Below are 16,745 nucleotides of genomic sequence, written 5' to 3'. Positions count from 1 at the left end.
GCTTGCTCTGAAAAGTTTGTTTTATCGCTATCTGTACTATTAACCTTTAGTGAATCATTTAACTTGAAAATATTTAAGGATGATCGTAAGATAGTTTTATCAAATATATAAGGAGTGTTATCTATGGCAAACTATGAAGAAAAAGAATCAAAAGCATTGTTAAAAATCGGAGAAGTTTTGGACAAGTTAGATTCTAATTTAGCAGAATTGGATTCTCTAGAAGCAGATGCTAAAAAACATAGTATGAAGAAGTGGATTGTTGAGAAAAAAGCGATTCATGAAATCAAGAAGATCGCACACGAAGCAGGTAAATACGAAACGTATGATGAGAAAGAATTACAAAAAGAGTTGGACGAAGTAGAAAAATATATGTAAGGAAGAGACGTTTTCTTTTCGTTTTTTTCTCTTATTTTAGTTAAAATAAATTTCCAGCACACTAAGGATAAATTTGCTTGATCAAAGGGAAGCCCGCTTGCTTGTTTTGTGAGTAAGGAGGCTTCTTTGCTTATACAAGCGACTAAAAGAATGCATCTGTCGCGATGCTGGTCGGCTTGACTGTTAACTGATAATCTCAGAGAAGGCAGGTTAAAAATAAAAAAGAAGCAAGATAAACCTCATAGAAACAAGGTTCATCTCACTTTGGAAAAACTACGAAAATCTTCTCGATTTTAGTCTATGGAGATGGCGGGAGTCGAACCCGCGTCCAAACATATTGCTACCTAAAAATCTACGCTCATAGTCAGCTCATTTAAGGATTCGCTTTACAGCTTGCCGAGTGACAGGCAGTCTGTATTGCTAGTCTGATGTTCTCTTTTTTAACTTGCAGACGGAAAGTTAAAACGTATCCCACTTAGAATAGGACCCTTACTCGAGCACATGGGCGATGCCGAGAGGATCTACGCTAACTGTTTTTAGGCAGCTAAAGCGTAAGAGTTTTCGTTTTTAGCAGTTATATTTAACTGTAACGTTTTAACGTAGACGTAACCTACGAAGCGCAATTCAGGCTCAACTATGCCTGTCGAATCCGTAACATCCCCCTGATAAAAGGGGTATCGCTACCAACCATTAGTATAACATAATTTGCGCTATATGCAAAGATTTAGATCAATTCAAAATGATTCAAGGCATGCACGATGCCGCCTTCAGTATTTTTAAGAGTAACAAAATCAGCAATCTCTTTTAGTTCTGGCAAGCCATTACCCATGGCAATTTTATAGTCGCAAGCTTCTAAAAGAGCGAAGTCATTGCTACCGTCACCAAAGCCAAATGTTGGCACATCTTTGAGATTTAGTAAGTTCACCAATGTCTTAATTCCCGTTCCTTTAGAGGTGCCACTTTTCACGACATCAATTGAAAAAGGTGTATTGCGGTAGAAAGTCAATTCAGGGAACTGTTCTTTATAGACTGTTTCATTGGCGATACCTAATACGAGCATCATATTGATCCGGTCTTTTTCATAACGGAATGGATCGATTTCTGGAAGGGGGCTGCGGACATAATTGTAAGCCTCGATCATCTCATCATTGTGTCCAGTTGCCCAGTAACCATTCTCGTTATAATATGAAAGTTCGTCGCCATGATCTCTCACGGCTTCCAACATCCGTGCGCAGAGATTTTTATCTAATGTGTCTGAAAACACTTCTTTGCCATCGATACGAATGAATGCCCCATTCATGACAATATTTGAGGTGATCCCAGCAGCTTCGCGAATAGCAAGAACTTCTGTTTCCGTTCTGCCGGTTGCAATGATTGGTAAAACATCATTTTGGCGTAAGCGATGCATGGCCTCAGAAATTTCGGGGGTGATCTGTGAGTGTTCATCTAGTAGTGTGCCATCTAAATCAAAAAATGCTAAAGCTTTATAATTCATACAGTTTTCTCCTACTCTTATTGACAGTTACAAAATCAATCTTAACAAAGATTGCTAAAAACGCAAACCTTTATGAAGAAACCGTGAAGTTGTTGGTAGATAGGAGGTTTTCGAGTATACTAGAGAAAGAATGGAGTGGGAATATGATTTTTTTAGTGATTGGAGCGATTTTCTTTTTGATCGGTTTTGTTTTTTTGATTCTCCCTTCAAAGAAAATCAATTTTATCTACGGCTATCGTTCTTATTTAGCAAAACAGAATGAACGAAATTGGCAGTATGCACAAAAGATCTGTACGCGGTATTTTCTGCTGTTTGGGGGAGTCATGACATTGATAGGAATCCTACTGAAGTGGCAGGGATGGACCAATTTCTTTCTCTTAGAAATGATTGCAATTCCTTGGTTTATTGTACCGATTTTTGGTTTGATCGAAGAAAAGCTGCAACAATTTGATGAACAACATAGGGGTGAAGACAATGAATATTCTAATGATTGAAGACAATGAATCTGTTTCAGAAATGATGCAAATGTTTTTTTTGAATGAAGGTTGGGATGCGACTTTCAAATATGATGGCAAAGAGGGACTGGAAGCTTTTGCCGAAACTCCAGAGAAATGGGATATGATCACGCTGGATTTAAATTTGCCTACCATGGATGGAATGATCGTTGCCAGAGAGATTCGCAAGATTTCTAATACAGTGCCCATTATTATGCTGACTGCCCGTGATTCAGAAAGTGATCAAGTGATTGGGCTGGAAATGGGCGCGGATGATTATGTGACGAAACCATTTAGTCCATTAACATTGATTGCTCGTATCAAAGCCCTGCATCGACGGAGTGAAATTGCTGAGAAGGCAAGTTCTGAGACTTCAGACACGACATTTGATATCGTTACCGATCACTTTAAAATGAATACCAAGACTCGGGAGGCTTATTTGAACGGCAAATTGATCGATGGTCTGACGCCCAAAGAATTTGATTTGCTTTATACATTAGCGAAAAAACCGCGACAAGTCTTTTCCCGGGAACAATTACTAGAGTTGGTTTGGGATTATCAATATTTTGGTGACGAGCGTACCGTCGATGCGCATATCAAAAAGTTGCGGCAAAAAATTGAAAAAGTGGGACCGCAAGTGATTCAGACTGTTTGGGGAGTTGGCTACAAATTTGATGATGCAGGTGCTGCCTAATGCGGTATCTTTATCAACAATTGATTGCGTTTTTTGCTGTGATTCTAGTCATTTTGATGACGATTGGAGTAGCGTTTACCCAAATGACCAGACAGACGTTGCAAGAGCGCAATTACGAGCAATTGATGGGGTATGCCTCTTCCGTAGCAAAAATTTCCCAGATCAGTGACTCAGAATTTTTTCAGCAGAACATGACGCGAGATGAATATTTGCAGTATTCACTACATCTTGCTGAAAATATTCTGAGCAATCAAGATATTTCTTTTGCTTTTTTTAAAAGTCCGAAAGAACAAATCTATCCATTAGATACGGCGGGACGAGCGGTCGACTTTAGCATTTCAGAATCAGATTGGCAGTCATTGCAAAATGGTGGTCGATTACAAATGACTTCGAATACCAATTTATTCGGCGAACGAGAGTTGACTTCCTATGTGTTGATTCCTTTTTCTGTTAATCGGACGGATTTTTATGGCGTGATGGTGGTTTCACAATCTGCCAGCAATATTTTGAATCTAGTCAGTGCTTTTAATCAGAACTTATTCAAAGTCTTCTTGATTTCGATCATTGTTTCGCTATTGATCAGTTATCTATTCGCGACTTTCCAAGTTCGGCGGATCAATCGGATGAAGCGGGCAACCAAAGAAATTACGAATGGGAATTTTGACATCTCATTACCTGTTCATAATCGCGATGAATTTGATGAATTGGCAGAAGACTTTAACCAAATGTCCCAGTCATTGAAAGAGTCGCATGAAGAAATTGAGCGTCAGGAAGAACGACGACGGCAATTTATGGCTGATGCTTCCCATGAAATGCGTACGCCTTTAACCACTATCAATGGGTTGCTAGAAGGATTAGAATACCATGCAATTCCAGAGAATCAGCGAGACAATGCGATCCGCTTGATGAAAAATGAGACCAATCGTTTGATTCGTTTAGTGAATGAAAATCTGGATTATGAAAAAATCAGAACCAATCAGATTTCTATGGTCATTAAGAAGTTTGATGCGACCAAGACAATGACCAATTTGTTGACGCAATTGGAAAGCAAAGCAGAAGTCGCAAACGATCGTTTGATTCTGGAAACAGAGGAGTCGATCGACGTCTATGCCGACTATGACCGGTTTGTTCAAATTATGGTTAACATACTCCAAAATGCGATTCAATTCACACAAGATGGTGAGATCCGCGTGCGAATCGAAAAAGGCTATCTAGAAACGATCATTGAGATTTCTGATACAGGAATCGGTATGTCCGAAGAACAAGTCAAAAATATTTGGGATCGCTACTATAAAGTTGATCCTTCTCGAAAAAATCGACAATTTGGTGAATCGGGATTAGGGTTATCGATAGTGGAACAGTTGGTTCGCCTCCACAAAGGTAAAATCGAAGTCGATAGCGAATTGGGGCAAGGAACGACCTTCAAAGTGACTTTTCCCGATATCGAAATAGAAGAATAAGCTAGAAACATACAGTATGCTTTTTTGCAGTGATAGACAAAAAGGAAACCATCGTCATCGATGGTTTCCTTTTTGTGTACCTATAAAATAGAAAAGTCTCATTGTTTTGTGATATAGGGGGTATGAGCCAAGCGTTCATCTTCATTCATTAAATAGATCGATAGCTGAAATTGTTTTGCTAGTTGACTGCATAAAGGCAGAAGGGCTTGGATGTCGGCGGTATGTAAATTTTTTGAAAGAGTCTCTAAAACTATGACCGGTTTTTCCAATAAAAGTGCCAGTAACAATTGTACTTTAACTTCTTCTAAAGAAGTGAGTTCATCTAAGGATCTTTTCAAAAAAGTCGGTTCTAAATGAACGGCAGTTAACAGCTCTTCCAAAGGTTTTTCTTTTTTATTGGCTAAGGAAAGATTATCTTTCAATGATAGAAAGGGGACATACTGCCATTTTGGCTCGATGGTAACCGCTTGGTTAGTTTGCAGAAAGTGAGCCAACGTCTCCTTCGCAGCAAGGTCATTGGCTGCAAGATAGAAAAGACCTGGGGTGTTTAGTTGATTTTTTGGTTTTTCCATTGCTGATTCCTCCAATAAAAACAGTGACTGGTGACGACGACTAACGTAATGATTGAGACTGAACCAACGAGTAGGACAAAGGTTTGGCGTAAACTTTTTAGAATCATTGACAACCATTCATTGCTGTTCAATTCAACATTCTGAATGAATGCTTGGCTTGTTTGAGGAATCGTGATGCCGAAATCCGCTGTTGTGTGGCTATTGACCGACTGCCAAATCTGCAAGGAGGCATCTTCTCTGTCGAAAGTTGTGATATGACTGGTAATCATTTCTCGTTGAAAGAAAGGCTGAAATAGAATCAGCAATGCAAAGACGAGGACGATGATTGCAAGCAGTGGCAGGAGGACTTCCAAGAGCTGCATTCCTACCCATTGCCGCGAGGAAGCTCCGCTCATCAGCCATGCCTGAAATTCCTTTCTTTTCATTCGTTGGTAAAAAATAATGAAACCTGTGAAGACCAATAGGAAACTGATGAAAATCAACAGAAAAAGATTCTGATAAATAGATGCAATCGGTTGGATCTCTTGTGCGATTTTTGCCGGCATTTCTTCGCCAATCAAATAATCTTTGGCTTGCGTAAATAATTGGTTCAATGAGTGGAGCAGAGTATCACTAATGATTAAACCAATCACGGCAAAAAAGGTCAACAATCCATAGAGGATCAATGCTTTTTTATGATAATGAATGCTGGCTACAGCAAAACGAAAAGTTTTCATTCAATTCACCTCATTCTACTATCTAGTATAAAAGGGGAGTTTGAATAAAGTATGAAGTTCTTGTACAAAAAAAAGAAAGTCAGCGGAGACTTCTTGATTTTTTGTGCAAAAAAGTACCGCGAGCGATCAAACGCTAGCGGTACTTTTGATTGAAGCTTATTTATCGGTCTCTTTGACCATTTCTTCGTATTCTTTATAGGTCTTCGTATGATACAAATCGACGGTCGATTTCTCACCATTTTTTGAGAAGACACTCGTTGAATCGGCACCGAGTTCTTTTTCTTTGGCGCTCAATTTTTGTAAGGCATTTTTGTAATCATAGTTATCTGGATCGACTTCTTTCAATCCGCTTTTCGCATAGAAGCGCAACAGATCTCCATTATTGATTTGATCAGAGACCGACAGTTGCTTATCGACTTTGGCTTTCCATTCATCTACTTGCTTTTGTAAGCTTGCTGAAGGACTTGGGATCGCCATGCCAGTACTGTTACTGTAAAGGACGCCTCCGTAATAAGTATACTCTGGTGTAACAAAGTCACCGTCTCTAAATGCAACGAGCTGTTCGTTTTGTTTCGAGAACAAATCTTGTCCTAATTGGATATATTTCGAAGTATCCACACCTAACAGATGAAGTAAGGTTGGTAAAGCATCCACTTGACCACCGTACGTATGATTGATTCCGCCCTTCGATTGTCCAGGAATATGGATCATGTAAGGGACACGCTGTAAGGCTGCATTATCAAAATTAGACCAGCTAGCGCTGTCTTTACCAAGCAATTCTGCTAAGTTTTTGTTTCGCGAATTTGAAATACCGTAGTGGTCACCGTATAAGACGATCACAGAATTATCATACAGACCAGATTCTTTCAAGTAGTTGAAGAATTCTTCAACTGCTCGATCCAAGTAGTTGGCAGTAGCAAAGTACCCGTTGATCGTTTCATCAGAAGTTGTTGCTAACGGGAAGCCACCTTCATCATTGGTAAATTCAGAGTATGGGTAGTGATTAGAGACAGCGATAAATTTGGCGTAAAATGGTTGTTGCAACCGTTCCAAGTATTGCGCTGATTGTTCAAAAAATGGTTTGTCATGCAACCCATATTGGAATGAGTTATCTTCGTTGACATCATAGTAAGAAGCATCAAAGAAGTAATCATAGCCAAAGCGTTTATAAGTCTCGTTTCGGTTCCAGAAGGTACCAGTGTTTCCATGAAAAACGGCTGATGTGTAGCCTTGTGTTTGTCCTAAAATATCTGGTGCTGCTTCAAAGGTATTCTTCCCGCCAAGTTGCGTGAAGAGAGCCCCTTGATTCAAACCAAAGAGTGAATTCTCAAAAAGTGTTTCCGCGTCACTGGTTTTTCCAGCTTTGACTTGATGGAAGAAATTATCAAAGCTAAATGTGCTTTTACTATGATACAAACTATTAATGAATGGCATCACTTCATGTTCTACGCCATTCTCATCTTTTAATTTATAATCGATCAGAAATTGTTGTGTACTTTCTAAATGGACATAAATGACATTTTTTCCTTTAGCGATCCCGAACATGTCGTCATTAGGTTCTGCATAATGCTGCTTGACATAACTTTCGACTTCGTTCATATCATTGGGACTAGCTTCTGCTCGAACTTGAGAAGCTTGATACGTCTGCACACCATCATAAACAGTAAATGCATTGATCCCTAAATATTTGACCAAGTAATCACGAGAAAAAGTTCTAGTCAATAATTCTGGACGATCTGCTTCGGCTAAGAACAAATTTCCTGAGAAGATCATTACTGCTAATGTTGAAATGGCAAAAGCCATCCGAGCTTTAACGGGACGCTGATCCATTTTGATTTTCTTCATAACGAGAGCGGCAATCAAAATGACGAAGTCCACGAAGTACAATAAATCGTAAGGTCTGAAAAGACGAATCGCACTTTCTCCCAGACCACTAGCAACTTTTCCGGCACCAAGCATCGTATTGATGGTAATGAAATCCGTGAACTCTCGATAATAACTGACATTTGAGAACAGTAGCAGTGTCATCAAGAAATAGATGGCGATCATGGTGATATAGGCTGCTTTTGTTCGTCTCACATACAGTGCGATCGAAAGTAAAAATAAAGTTGTTGCGATTGGATTGATAAATAAGATGAAGTATTGCACAGTGCTTTCAATCCCAAGGTGGAAGTCCACCAAATAAGCAAAGATATTTTTTAACCAAAATAATAGGGCCAATATGAAAAAAAAGCCCATTCTTGTATTCACAAAAGTGGATACTCTATTTTTTTTCAAAGGAATCTTCCTCTCTCTTTCCAGCTTAAACGAATAAGATTCGAATTTACATCATCCTATATTCTACTAGTCCATCGAAACAGTGTCAATCGAATTCCCTGTCGTGGTGCGGAATTAAGTATTTCTTTACTTTCAAGATTACAGACAAAGAAACAGGTTTTTGCTATACTTATCAATAGAATGAATGGAGCAGATAAACGATGAAAATGAATTTAAGCAAAAAAGGAATCAAAAAATTCCATAAAAAAAACCCATTGATCCAAGAAGATGATCTCCTGCAAGTCAAAGATACACAGGATTGGGTCTCTTTTGTCGATTCGCAAGGGAAAATTGTCGGAACCGGCTATTTAGGGAAACAGAATAAAGGCATCGGCTGGGTATTGGCTTTTGAAGATCATCCGATCAACAAGGACTTTTTTGAAGCAGCTTTTGCAAAAGCCAAAGCCAAAAGAAGTGCTTACTATGCCAGCGAAGAAACAGATGCTTTTCGTATCGTTAATGGAGAAGGTGACCGCTTAGGTGGATTAACGATTGATCTCTATCGAGAATTTGCCGTATTTTCTTGGTATAACGAAACATTGTACCAAAATAAATCTCTATTGATCCAAGCGTTCCAACAAGTTTTTCCAGAAGTCAAAGGAGCGGTTGAAAAAATCCGCTTTGACTCTGATCTGCCAGAATCAGCAGCCGTCTATGGAGAGGAGGCGCCCGAACCGCTGATTGTGAAAGAAAATGGCGTTCACTATGCTACCTATCTTAATGAGGGACTGATGACCGGGATTTTCCTTGATCAAAAGGAAGTACGCGGACAACTCGCCGAAGGGCTGTCAGCAGGCATGACAGTGCTCAATATGTTTAGTTATACCGGTGCTTTTTCTGTTGCGGCTGCGATGGGCGGTGCGACAAAGACAACGAGTGTTGATCTTGCCAAGCGCAGTTTGGAGAAGACCAAAGAGCAGTTTGCAATCAATGGCTTTGATCCAGAAAAACAGAAGATTCATGTGATGGATGTTTTTGGCTATTTTAAGTATGCTAAGAAAAAAGAGCTGACCTTTGATATGATCATTTTAGATCCGCCTAGTTTTGCCCGCAACAAGAAAAAAGTCTTTTCTGTTGCAAAAAATTATGGTGAACTGGTTACGGATAGTTTGGCGATTATGAACGAGGAAGGCTTGTTGATTGCTTCAACGAATGCTGCCAACCTTTCCCAAAAGAAGTTTCAACAAATAATCGAAGAAGCAATGGATCAGGCACAAGTCACATATCAATGTATACAAGAATATCGACTACCAAGTGATTTTGCAGTTGATCCTAACTTTTTAGAAGGGAATTACTTAAAAGTATTCTTTTACCAAATCAAAAAGGAGTGAGACGGATGGTTCAAGTAAAGTCGATCGAGTTGGATGGCAAGCACCCGCGCATTTGTGTGCCGCTGACCGGAACAACTAATGAGGAGATTATCAAGCAAGCCCTAGCCGCAGAAACTTCGGATGCAGAGATCATTGAGTGGCGGGCTGATTATTATAAAAAAGTCGATAGTTTATCCGACGTTCTGGATGTACTTTCTCACGTTCGGACCACTCTAAAATCAAAAGTTTTTCTGTTTACGTTTCGAACCATCGAAGAAGGGGGACAAATCCCTTTCACTTTGACACAATATAAACATTTATGTCTAGGCGTTGCAGAATCTGGATTGATCGATATGATTGATGTAGAACTGGAAAAAGCTGAGTTTTTAGGCAGAAACTTTATTCAGAAAATCAAAGAACATCAAGTGAAATTGGTGTTAAGTAGTCACGATTTCGACAAAACACCAGAAGATGCTGTGTTGATCTTAAAAATCGGGATTATGAATCAATTTGGCGCTGATATCGGAAAACTAGCAATGATGCCTCACAATGTGCAGGACGTTTTGCGTTTGATGGGCATTATCAATAAAGCGCGGGGATTCAATCAATTACCTTTAGCAGTCATGTCAATGGGAAATCTAGGCAAAATCAGCCGCGTCAGTGGTAGTCTGATCGATTCAGTCATGACTTTTGCTGCGCTGGATCAAGCTTCTGCCCCTGGTCAGATTCCAGTGGAGCGGATGAAAGATTATTTAGCTGAGTTTTCAATCGAAACAATGAAAAATTAAACAATCGGGAACATAAACAGAAAAAAATGGGGCAGACTAGTCCTATAGTTTCGAGCAGTCTTAAATGAGACTCTTAAAATTGAAGTCGTAAAGAAAGAACCAGAAGTTTGGATAAATGAGGAATGCGTCATGGCAAAAGTAAAAAAAACAAATGCGATTCGGATGGTAGAACAAAAGAAATTCTCCTATCAGGAATATACGTACGAATGGTCAGAAGATCATTTGGATGCAGGGTCTGTTGCTCAGCAAATCGCTCATCCAGAAGCCATCTATAAAACGCTGGTAGCAGTTGGCAATAAAACGGGTCCCATCGTCGCAGTCATCCCTGGAGATCACGAATTAGATTTGAAGAAAATTGCTAAAGCCAGCGGCAACAAAAAAGTAGAAATGTTGCACTTACGAGACCTAGAAGAGACCACAGGGTATATTCGCGGTGGATGTTCACCGATCGGCATGAAGAAGCTCTTTCCAACCTATATTGATGAAAGTGCGCAACATTTGGAAGAAATCATCATCTCAGCAGGAAAGCGTGGTTTACAAATCGGACTGTCTCCAACAGATTTGAGCAAATTAGTCCGCGGACAGTTTGTCTCGCTGACTGCTATTTCTGAAGTTGATTAAACAGGAACAGACAAAACAACAGAGCCGCTGCATTGAAGTATCCTACTTCAATGCAGCGGCTCTGTTGTTTGTTCTATGGACAATTATTCCATAACGGAAATATCAAAGACTTCAATGTTATCTAATCCACCATAAAATTCATACCATGGTGTAGCATATTCTTTTAGAATAGCATTCAGTTCTTCGACATTTTCCCGGCCTTGCGTATCTAACCAATCAAGCAGTGCTTTTTCCCCTTGTTTTCCATAGATTTCCACGCTGTCTCGCCAAGTTGCACGTCCGCCAAGAATACCAGAGAACTTTGCCCCATGTTCGCCGGCAAAGCGTAACTCTTCTCGGAAGATGTTTGCGGGAACCCCTGCACTTAAGTAAATGAAAGGACGAGTAGCGGCATCGCTAGCTTCTCTAAAGTAGTTGGCAGCTTCTTCTTGGGTATACACAGCTTCTAAGCCTTCTTTTTGAAACCCTTCAACCAAATCAAATTGTACGGGTACTTCAACTTTTAAAATATCGATATGGTATTTGTCTTTGGTCAATTCTTGAATCGTACGAATGACTTTTCCAGGTTTGATTTTAGCGAAAGCCGGTGATTTATCGTCGGTGATTTCATCGTCATAGACGATTGGTTCGACAAAAATTGGGATATCGGCTGCTTGTGCTTCCGTACCTAAACGTTCTAGAAAAGCATGTTTCGTATCAAGAATCTCTTGCGGTTCATCAGGATTGTAATAAACCAGCACTTTAGCTGCGTCAGCTCCTTTTTGGACTAGACGTTGCAGAGATTCATTTGGCAACAGCTCCGGCAATCGTCCTGGAGTATTGACATCATAACCGGTTTTTTCATAAGACAGAATCAAACCAGCATTAGGATTTTTCGCTTCGATGCCTTGAAATCCATATTCTTCATCCAATAAAATGCTGCTGACATACTTTGTCAATTCTTGTGAAACCAACCGTTTGAAGTCATAAATTTGTTCCATTTTGAAATTATCGGGCCCTGTGGCAGCTTTCATCATTTTTTTCATTGATCCTCGCTGATCAATGGCCAATGCCGCAATCACCCCATCTTCATTTGAAAGTTTCTGCATTTTTTCAAATTTGCCTCTTGAAATACGTTTCATTTGTCCAGCCTCCTTTAAGTTCTCTTTCAGTCTACGCCTTCTCACAAAAATCGCCAACTAATAAGCAATTTCTAGAAATGCAAACAAAAAAACGAAGCTTTGTCACTACCCCGCTAGCAATGGGATGTGACAGCAACTTTACTCAGATGCAAGTCTGCGAAAGATTCGAAATTTCTTGTATTTCATTGTGTCAGATCGTTAAGAGAATAAAGGCTACCCTTGTGAATAGTGGAAATAGCTCGCCATTTCTGCCGCATGCTTGCCGGCGACATGACCAGTACAAAAGGCAGCAGTGATATTGAATCCACCGGTATAACCGTTGATATCGAGTAATTCGCCGCCGAAATAAAGGCCATTGATGCACTTACTTTCCATTGTCTTGGGATTCACTTCTTTTAAATGAATCCCTCCACCCGTCACAAAAGATTTTTCCAGCGGAAATGTTTTAGAAATTGTGACAGAAAAGCCTTTCATGATAGCTGCTAAAGCCTGTAGCTGGTCTTCAGTTGTTTGCTCAGCCACCAGATCAGAAAGTGCCAGTCGATGGATAAAGAACTCTAGCAGACGTTCCGGCAAGATGCCGCTCAGTGCATTGACTAATTTTTTCTTCGAATGGGCTGCCACTGTTAGCTCATTCACCAATTCATTCGCTGTTTTTTCTGGAAAACAATCCAGCATCACTGTGACAGGTGTATGACTTTTCAATTCTTGATTGACAAAAGAAGAACAGCGCAGTGCAGCTGGACCCGAAAGCCCGAAATGCGTGAACAAGAGATCCATGGTATGAGAGACAACGGTTTTTCCTGTAGAATCCAAAACAGATAAAGCAATATCTTGTAAAGAGATCCCTTGCAGTGTGCGTTCTTTGATAAATGTCTCCTCTGATATGAGGGGAGACTCGGTAGGATAAAGCGGTGTGATGGTATGCCCTACTTTTTTGGCCATTTTGTAGCCGTCTCCAGTTGCTCCAGTCGAAGGGTAAGTTCGACCACCAGTCGTCAGGATCACACAGGGCGCAGTAAATTCTTCGAATTCTGTTCGAACGCCTTGGATCTGAGTCCCATCATGAAGTAATTTAGTGACGCCTGTATTGGTCAATAAAGTGACTTGTTTCTCATGGAGCGCCTGTAATAAGCCTTCAACGATCGTTTTCGATTTGTCTGTGACAGGAAACATCCGTCCGTGATCTTCTTCTTTCAGAGGGACACCATGGGATTCAAAAAAGGTCATCACATCGAAATTATTGAATTGCGAGAATGTACTATATAAAAATTTTCCGTTGCCGGGAATATGGGCGATCAAATCATCGACAGAGCGATGATTGGTCACGTTACAACGACCGCCGCCGGTCATAAGCAATTTTTTGCCAACTTTTTTATTTTTTTCTATAAGTAATACGTCTGCACCGTTTTCGGCTGCTGAAATAGCGGCCATCATGCCACTGGTCCCAGCACCAATCACGATCACATCATAGGATTTCTTCATCTTCCTTCACCTCTTTGTGGATTGTACCATATTGCAGGAACAAGCGGGGAGAAAGCTGTTTGTTCAATGAATCGAAAAAAAATTCTGACAATTTCGTAAAAAATAGATGCAATTTCTGAAATTTTCTATAAAATAGAATTTAACTAAAGGAGGTAATGCCTGATGACAAATGCTTCAGAGTATGTAAAAGCGATCCAAGAGAAACTGCACGAAAAAGATCAGAACCAAACGGAATTTTTACAAGCGATAGATGAATTTTTACCAACAATCATTCCTTTCTTAGAAAAACATCCAGAATACATTGAATCGAATTTGGTTGATTTATTAACAGAACCAGAGCGATTTATTCAATTTCGTGTGCCATGGCAAGATGACCAAGGCAATTGGCAAGTCAACCGCGGTTATCGGATCCAATTTAATTCTGCATTAGGGCCTTACAAAGGCGGCCTGCGTTTTCATCCCAGCGTCAACTTAAGTATCTTGAAATTTTTGGCTTTTGAGCAGATTTTCAAGAACAGTTTGACTGGATTACCGATTGGTGGCGGCAAAGGCGGAAGTGACTTTGATCCAAAAGGGAAATCAGATGGAGAAGTCATGCGTTTTTGTCAAAGTTTCATGACGGAATTAGCAAAACATATCGGCCCTGACTTAGATGTGCCTGCGGGGGACATTGGTGTTGGTGGCCGTGAAATTGGCTATCTCTTTGGGGCTTACAAACGTCTGAAACAATATGATGCTGGTGTCCTTACAGGAAAACCATTGGACTTTTGGGGAAGTAAAAATCGGACGGAAGCTACCGGTTACGGGGCAGTCTATTTTGTTAAGCATCTGTTGAAAGATTTAAAGGAAAACTTCCAAGGGAAACAGGCAATTGTATCTGGAAGCGGCAATGTAGCCATTTATGCGATTGAAAAATTGCATGAGTTGGGCGCAAAAGCCATCACTTGCTCTGATTCTTCTGGCTTCATTTATGACAAAGAAGGTATCGATCTGGCATTATTGAAAGAAATCAAAGAAGTGAAACGGGAACGTTTGACAGCATATGCCAACGCACGCCCCTCAGCAGAGTACCATGAAGGCGCTTCTGTCTGGGACTTCGATGTTCAAGCGGAATTAGCCTTCCCTTGTGCGACTCAAAATGAAATCAATCTAGAACAAGCCAAACGGGCAAAAGCGAATGGTGTCCGGATTGTTTCTGAAGGTGCCAATATGCCAAGCTCTCTTGAAGCGGCAGAATATTTTATTGCGCAAGGAATCTACTATTGTCCTGGGAAAGCGGCTAATGCGGGTGGCGTAGCGGTTTCTGCTTTAGAAATGAGTCAAAACTCACAACGTTTGCAGTGGGAGCAGGCAGAAGTCGATCAAAAATTGGATGAGATCATGAAGAATATTTATGATGCTTGCCGTGACACTGCAGAAGAATTTGATCAAAAAAATAATTTCATGCTAGGAGCAAATGTGGCTGGATTTGAAAAAGTTGCTAAAGCAATGTTTTCTCAAGGACTTGTCTAACTCTGCCAGATAGGCGATATAATAAGGAATTACTTGAAAAAAGTTCAAAAAAAACGTAAAGTAGTACTTGTATGAAAAACTAATTTTTTTCAAGGAGGACAAATCATGTCACACATCAAATTTGACTATTCAAAAGTAGCACCATTCGTGAATGAATACGAATTAAGCTACATGCAAAGTCAAGTTACAGCAGCAGATAAACTCTTACGTGAAGGTACTGGTGCAGGTAACGACTTTTTAGGCTGGATCGACTTGCCTAAAAATTATGATAAAGAAGAATTTGCACGAATCAAAAAAGCAGCAGAAAAAATCCAATCGGACTCAGAAGTATTAGTTGTTATCGGTATCGGTGGTTCTTATTTAGGGGCAAAAGCTGCGATTGATTTCTTAAACCATTCATTCTATAACTTGCTTTCATCAGATGAACGGAAAGCACCACAAATCTTTTTTGCCGGAAACTCAATTTCTTCGACTTATTTAGCTGATTTGATCGAAATCATCGGTGATCGTGATTTCTCTGTCAATGTCATTTCTAAGTCAGGAACGACGACAGAACCTGCGATCGCATTCCGTGTCTTCAAAGAACGCTTGATCGAAAAATATGGCAAAGAAGAAGCAAACAAACGTATCTATGCAACGACAGATAAAGCAAAAGGTGCCGTTAAAGTTGAAGCAGATGCTGAAAATTGGGAAACATTCGTAATTCCTGATGATGTTGGCGGACGTTTCTCTGTCTTGACAGCTGTAGGTCTATTGCCAATCGCTGCTAGCGGTGCGGATATCGATGCTTTGATGCAAGGTGCAGCAGACGCTAGTGAAGCATATGCCAGTGATGACCTTGAAAAAAATGAAGCGTATCAATATGCAGCAATGCGTAACATCCTTTACCGCAAAGGAAAAGTAACCGAATTGCTGATCAATTATGAACCAGGAATGCAATACTTCTCTGAATGGTGGAAACAATTATTTGGAGAATCAGAAGGAAAAGACCAAAAGGGAATTTACCCTTCAAGTGCTAACTTCTCAACTGATTTGCATTCATTGGGTCAATATATCCAAGAAGGCCGCCGCAACATCTTTGAAACTGTTGTTAAAGTTGAAAAACCACGTAAATCAATCACAATTCCTACGCAAGAAGCTGACCTTGATGGACTTGGCTACTTACAAGGAAAAGAAGTTGATTTTGTAAATACCAAAGCCTTCGAAGGAACGTTATTGGCTCACACAGATGGCGATGTACCAAACTTATTGGTTAAGATCCCAACGATGGATGCCTACACATTAGGTTATACAATGTATTTCTTCGAAATCGCTGTAGGTATTTCTGGTTACTTGAATGGTGTGAATCCATTTGACCAACCTGGCGTGGAAGCTTATAAGAAAAACATGTTCGCATTGCTTGGCAAACCAGGCTTCGAAGAGCTTGCAAAAGAATTGAACGAACGTCTATAATTTATCGTTCTAACTAAAAAGAACCAGTCCTCCGATCATTCTTCTGAGGGCTGGTTTTTCATTTACATAAGCGGATGGTTCAGAATAAGGACGCTTATTCATTTAACCATAAAATGACCGTCACAATAGGACATTGATTTGTGGTCTTTAGGAACAGTTAACCAATCAAGGAGTCATCAACGATTTTCCTTTAAACCAATCAATAATGCGACTGTCAAGAGACCAAAAATACATGTTTGGATTACTGGCATTCTGTTCATCTCCTTTCCTTTATGTTACTAGGACTTTCTGGAAGATGCACGAACACACCAGTCATAAGAAGCGAACGATTTTG

15 protein-coding genes and 1 other RNA gene are annotated in these 16,745 nt (G+C 40.0%); 9 read left to right on the top strand and 7 right to left on the bottom strand.

The window, feature by feature from the left end:
* Nucleotides 1–123: 123 nt before the first annotated feature.
* Nucleotides 124–375: a hypothetical protein gene (locus ACTFWY_RS12680; protein ID WP_005471992.1), complete on the top strand. Its 252-nt coding sequence runs from the start codon at nt 124–126 to the stop codon at nt 373–375.
* Nucleotides 376–673: 298 nt separating this feature from the next.
* Here ACTFWY_RS12680 and ssrA read toward each other — a convergent pair.
* Together ssrA and ACTFWY_RS12670 are read right to left on the bottom strand one after the other, a co-directional pair.
* Nucleotides 674–1,037: a transfer-messenger RNA gene (gene ssrA, locus ACTFWY_RS12675) on the bottom strand.
* Nucleotides 1,038–1,099: 62 nt separating this feature from the next.
* Complete coding sequence (locus ACTFWY_RS12670) at nt 1,100–1,870, bottom strand: Cof-type HAD-IIB family hydrolase (RefSeq protein ID WP_003127820.1); 771 nt, start codon at nt 1,868–1,870, stop codon at nt 1,100–1,102.
* 143 nt (nt 1,871–2,013) lie between these two features.
* On the opposite strand from ACTFWY_RS12670, the gene ACTFWY_RS12665 reads away from it, so the two are divergent.
* From ACTFWY_RS12665 to ACTFWY_RS12655, 3 genes are read left to right on the top strand one after another with little or no spacing between them, the layout of a single operon-like run.
* Complete coding sequence (locus ACTFWY_RS12665; protein ID WP_003127822.1) at nt 2,014–2,364, top strand: SdpI family protein; 351 nt, start codon at nt 2,014–2,016, stop codon at nt 2,362–2,364.
* Nucleotides 2,345–3,058 (top strand): response regulator transcription factor, encoded by a 714-nt coding sequence (locus ACTFWY_RS12660; RefSeq protein ID WP_003127824.1) that lies wholly within the window; start codon nt 2,345–2,347, stop codon nt 3,056–3,058. The genes ACTFWY_RS12665 and ACTFWY_RS12660 overlap by 20 nt, the downstream gene beginning before the upstream one ends.
* The gene (locus ACTFWY_RS12655; RefSeq protein ID WP_060815285.1) at nt 3,058–4,518 is read left to right on the top strand and encodes a sensor histidine kinase; all 1,461 of its coding nucleotides are present in this window, start codon (nt 3,058–3,060) and stop codon (nt 4,516–4,518) included. The genes ACTFWY_RS12660 and ACTFWY_RS12655 overlap by 1 nt, the downstream gene beginning before the upstream one ends.
* A gap of 98 nt (nt 4,519–4,616) precedes the next feature.
* Here the strand turns inward: ACTFWY_RS12655 and ACTFWY_RS12650 are convergent, their stop codons facing one another.
* The 3 genes from ACTFWY_RS12650 to ACTFWY_RS12640 form a co-directional block, all read right to left on the bottom strand.
* The gene (locus tag ACTFWY_RS12650) at nt 4,617–5,090 is read right to left on the bottom strand and encodes a hypothetical protein (protein ID WP_060815284.1); all 474 of its coding nucleotides are present in this window, start codon (nt 5,088–5,090) and stop codon (nt 4,617–4,619) included.
* Entirely contained in the window at nt 5,066–5,806 is a 741-nt protein-coding gene (locus ACTFWY_RS12645) for a hypothetical protein (RefSeq protein WP_439927039.1), read from the bottom strand. Before ACTFWY_RS12645 ends, ACTFWY_RS12650 begins: the two co-directional genes overlap by 25 nt.
* Nucleotides 5,807–5,962: 156 nt before the next feature.
* Complete coding sequence (locus tag ACTFWY_RS12640; RefSeq protein ID WP_081131302.1) at nt 5,963–8,044, bottom strand: LTA synthase family protein; 2,082 nt, start codon at nt 8,042–8,044, stop codon at nt 5,963–5,965.
* 239 nt (nt 8,045–8,283) lie between these two features.
* On the opposite strand from ACTFWY_RS12640, the gene ACTFWY_RS12635 reads away from it, so the two are divergent.
* From ACTFWY_RS12635 to ybaK, 3 genes are all read left to right on the top strand, one after another.
* Nucleotides 8,284–9,453: a class I SAM-dependent rRNA methyltransferase gene (locus tag ACTFWY_RS12635; protein WP_439927041.1), complete on the top strand. Its 1,170-nt coding sequence runs from the start codon at nt 8,284–8,286 to the stop codon at nt 9,451–9,453.
* A 5-nt stretch (nt 9,454–9,458) separates the two neighbouring features.
* Nucleotides 9,459–10,220: a type I 3-dehydroquinate dehydratase gene (aroD, locus tag ACTFWY_RS12630; protein ID WP_060815281.1), complete on the top strand. Its 762-nt coding sequence runs from the start codon at nt 9,459–9,461 to the stop codon at nt 10,218–10,220.
* Between the two features lie 129 nt (nt 10,221–10,349).
* Complete coding sequence (ybaK, locus tag ACTFWY_RS12625; RefSeq protein WP_103301301.1) at nt 10,350–10,841, top strand: Cys-tRNA(Pro) deacylase; 492 nt, start codon at nt 10,350–10,352, stop codon at nt 10,839–10,841.
* Nucleotides 10,842–10,924: 83 nt separating this feature from the next.
* On the opposite strand, the gene ACTFWY_RS12620 is transcribed toward ybaK, so the two are convergent.
* Together ACTFWY_RS12620 and ACTFWY_RS12615 are read right to left on the bottom strand one after the other, a co-directional pair.
* On the bottom strand, nt 10,925–11,962 hold the full coding sequence (locus ACTFWY_RS12620; RefSeq protein WP_003127836.1) for a tagatose 1,6-diphosphate aldolase: 1,038 nt from the start codon (nt 11,960–11,962) through the stop codon (nt 10,925–10,927).
* Nucleotides 11,963–12,175: 213 nt separating this feature from the next.
* On the bottom strand, nt 12,176–13,447 hold the full coding sequence (locus ACTFWY_RS12615) for an NAD(P)/FAD-dependent oxidoreductase (protein WP_081131285.1): 1,272 nt from the start codon (nt 13,445–13,447) through the stop codon (nt 12,176–12,178).
* 162 nt (nt 13,448–13,609) lie between these two features.
* On the opposite strand from ACTFWY_RS12615, the gene gdhA reads away from it, so the two are divergent.
* The gene (gene gdhA / locus ACTFWY_RS12610) at nt 13,610–14,959 is read left to right on the top strand and encodes an NADP-specific glutamate dehydrogenase (protein ID WP_005472006.1); all 1,350 of its coding nucleotides are present in this window, start codon (nt 13,610–13,612) and stop codon (nt 14,957–14,959) included.
* Between the two features lie 105 nt (nt 14,960–15,064).
* Nucleotides 15,065–16,411, top strand: coding sequence for a glucose-6-phosphate isomerase (locus tag ACTFWY_RS12605; protein WP_005472008.1), 1,347 nt, complete (start codon nt 15,065–15,067; stop codon nt 16,409–16,411).
* Nucleotides 16,412–16,745: the final 334 nt, after the last annotated feature.

This window comes from Enterococcus sp. 125944, from assembly GCF_051909435.1.
Taxonomy (GTDB): Bacteria; Bacillota; Bacilli; order Lactobacillales; family Enterococcaceae; genus Enterococcus_D; species Enterococcus_D gallinarum.
Note: the sequence above shows the minus strand (reverse complement) of the source record. Positions and strands in the feature narration are given on the sequence as shown.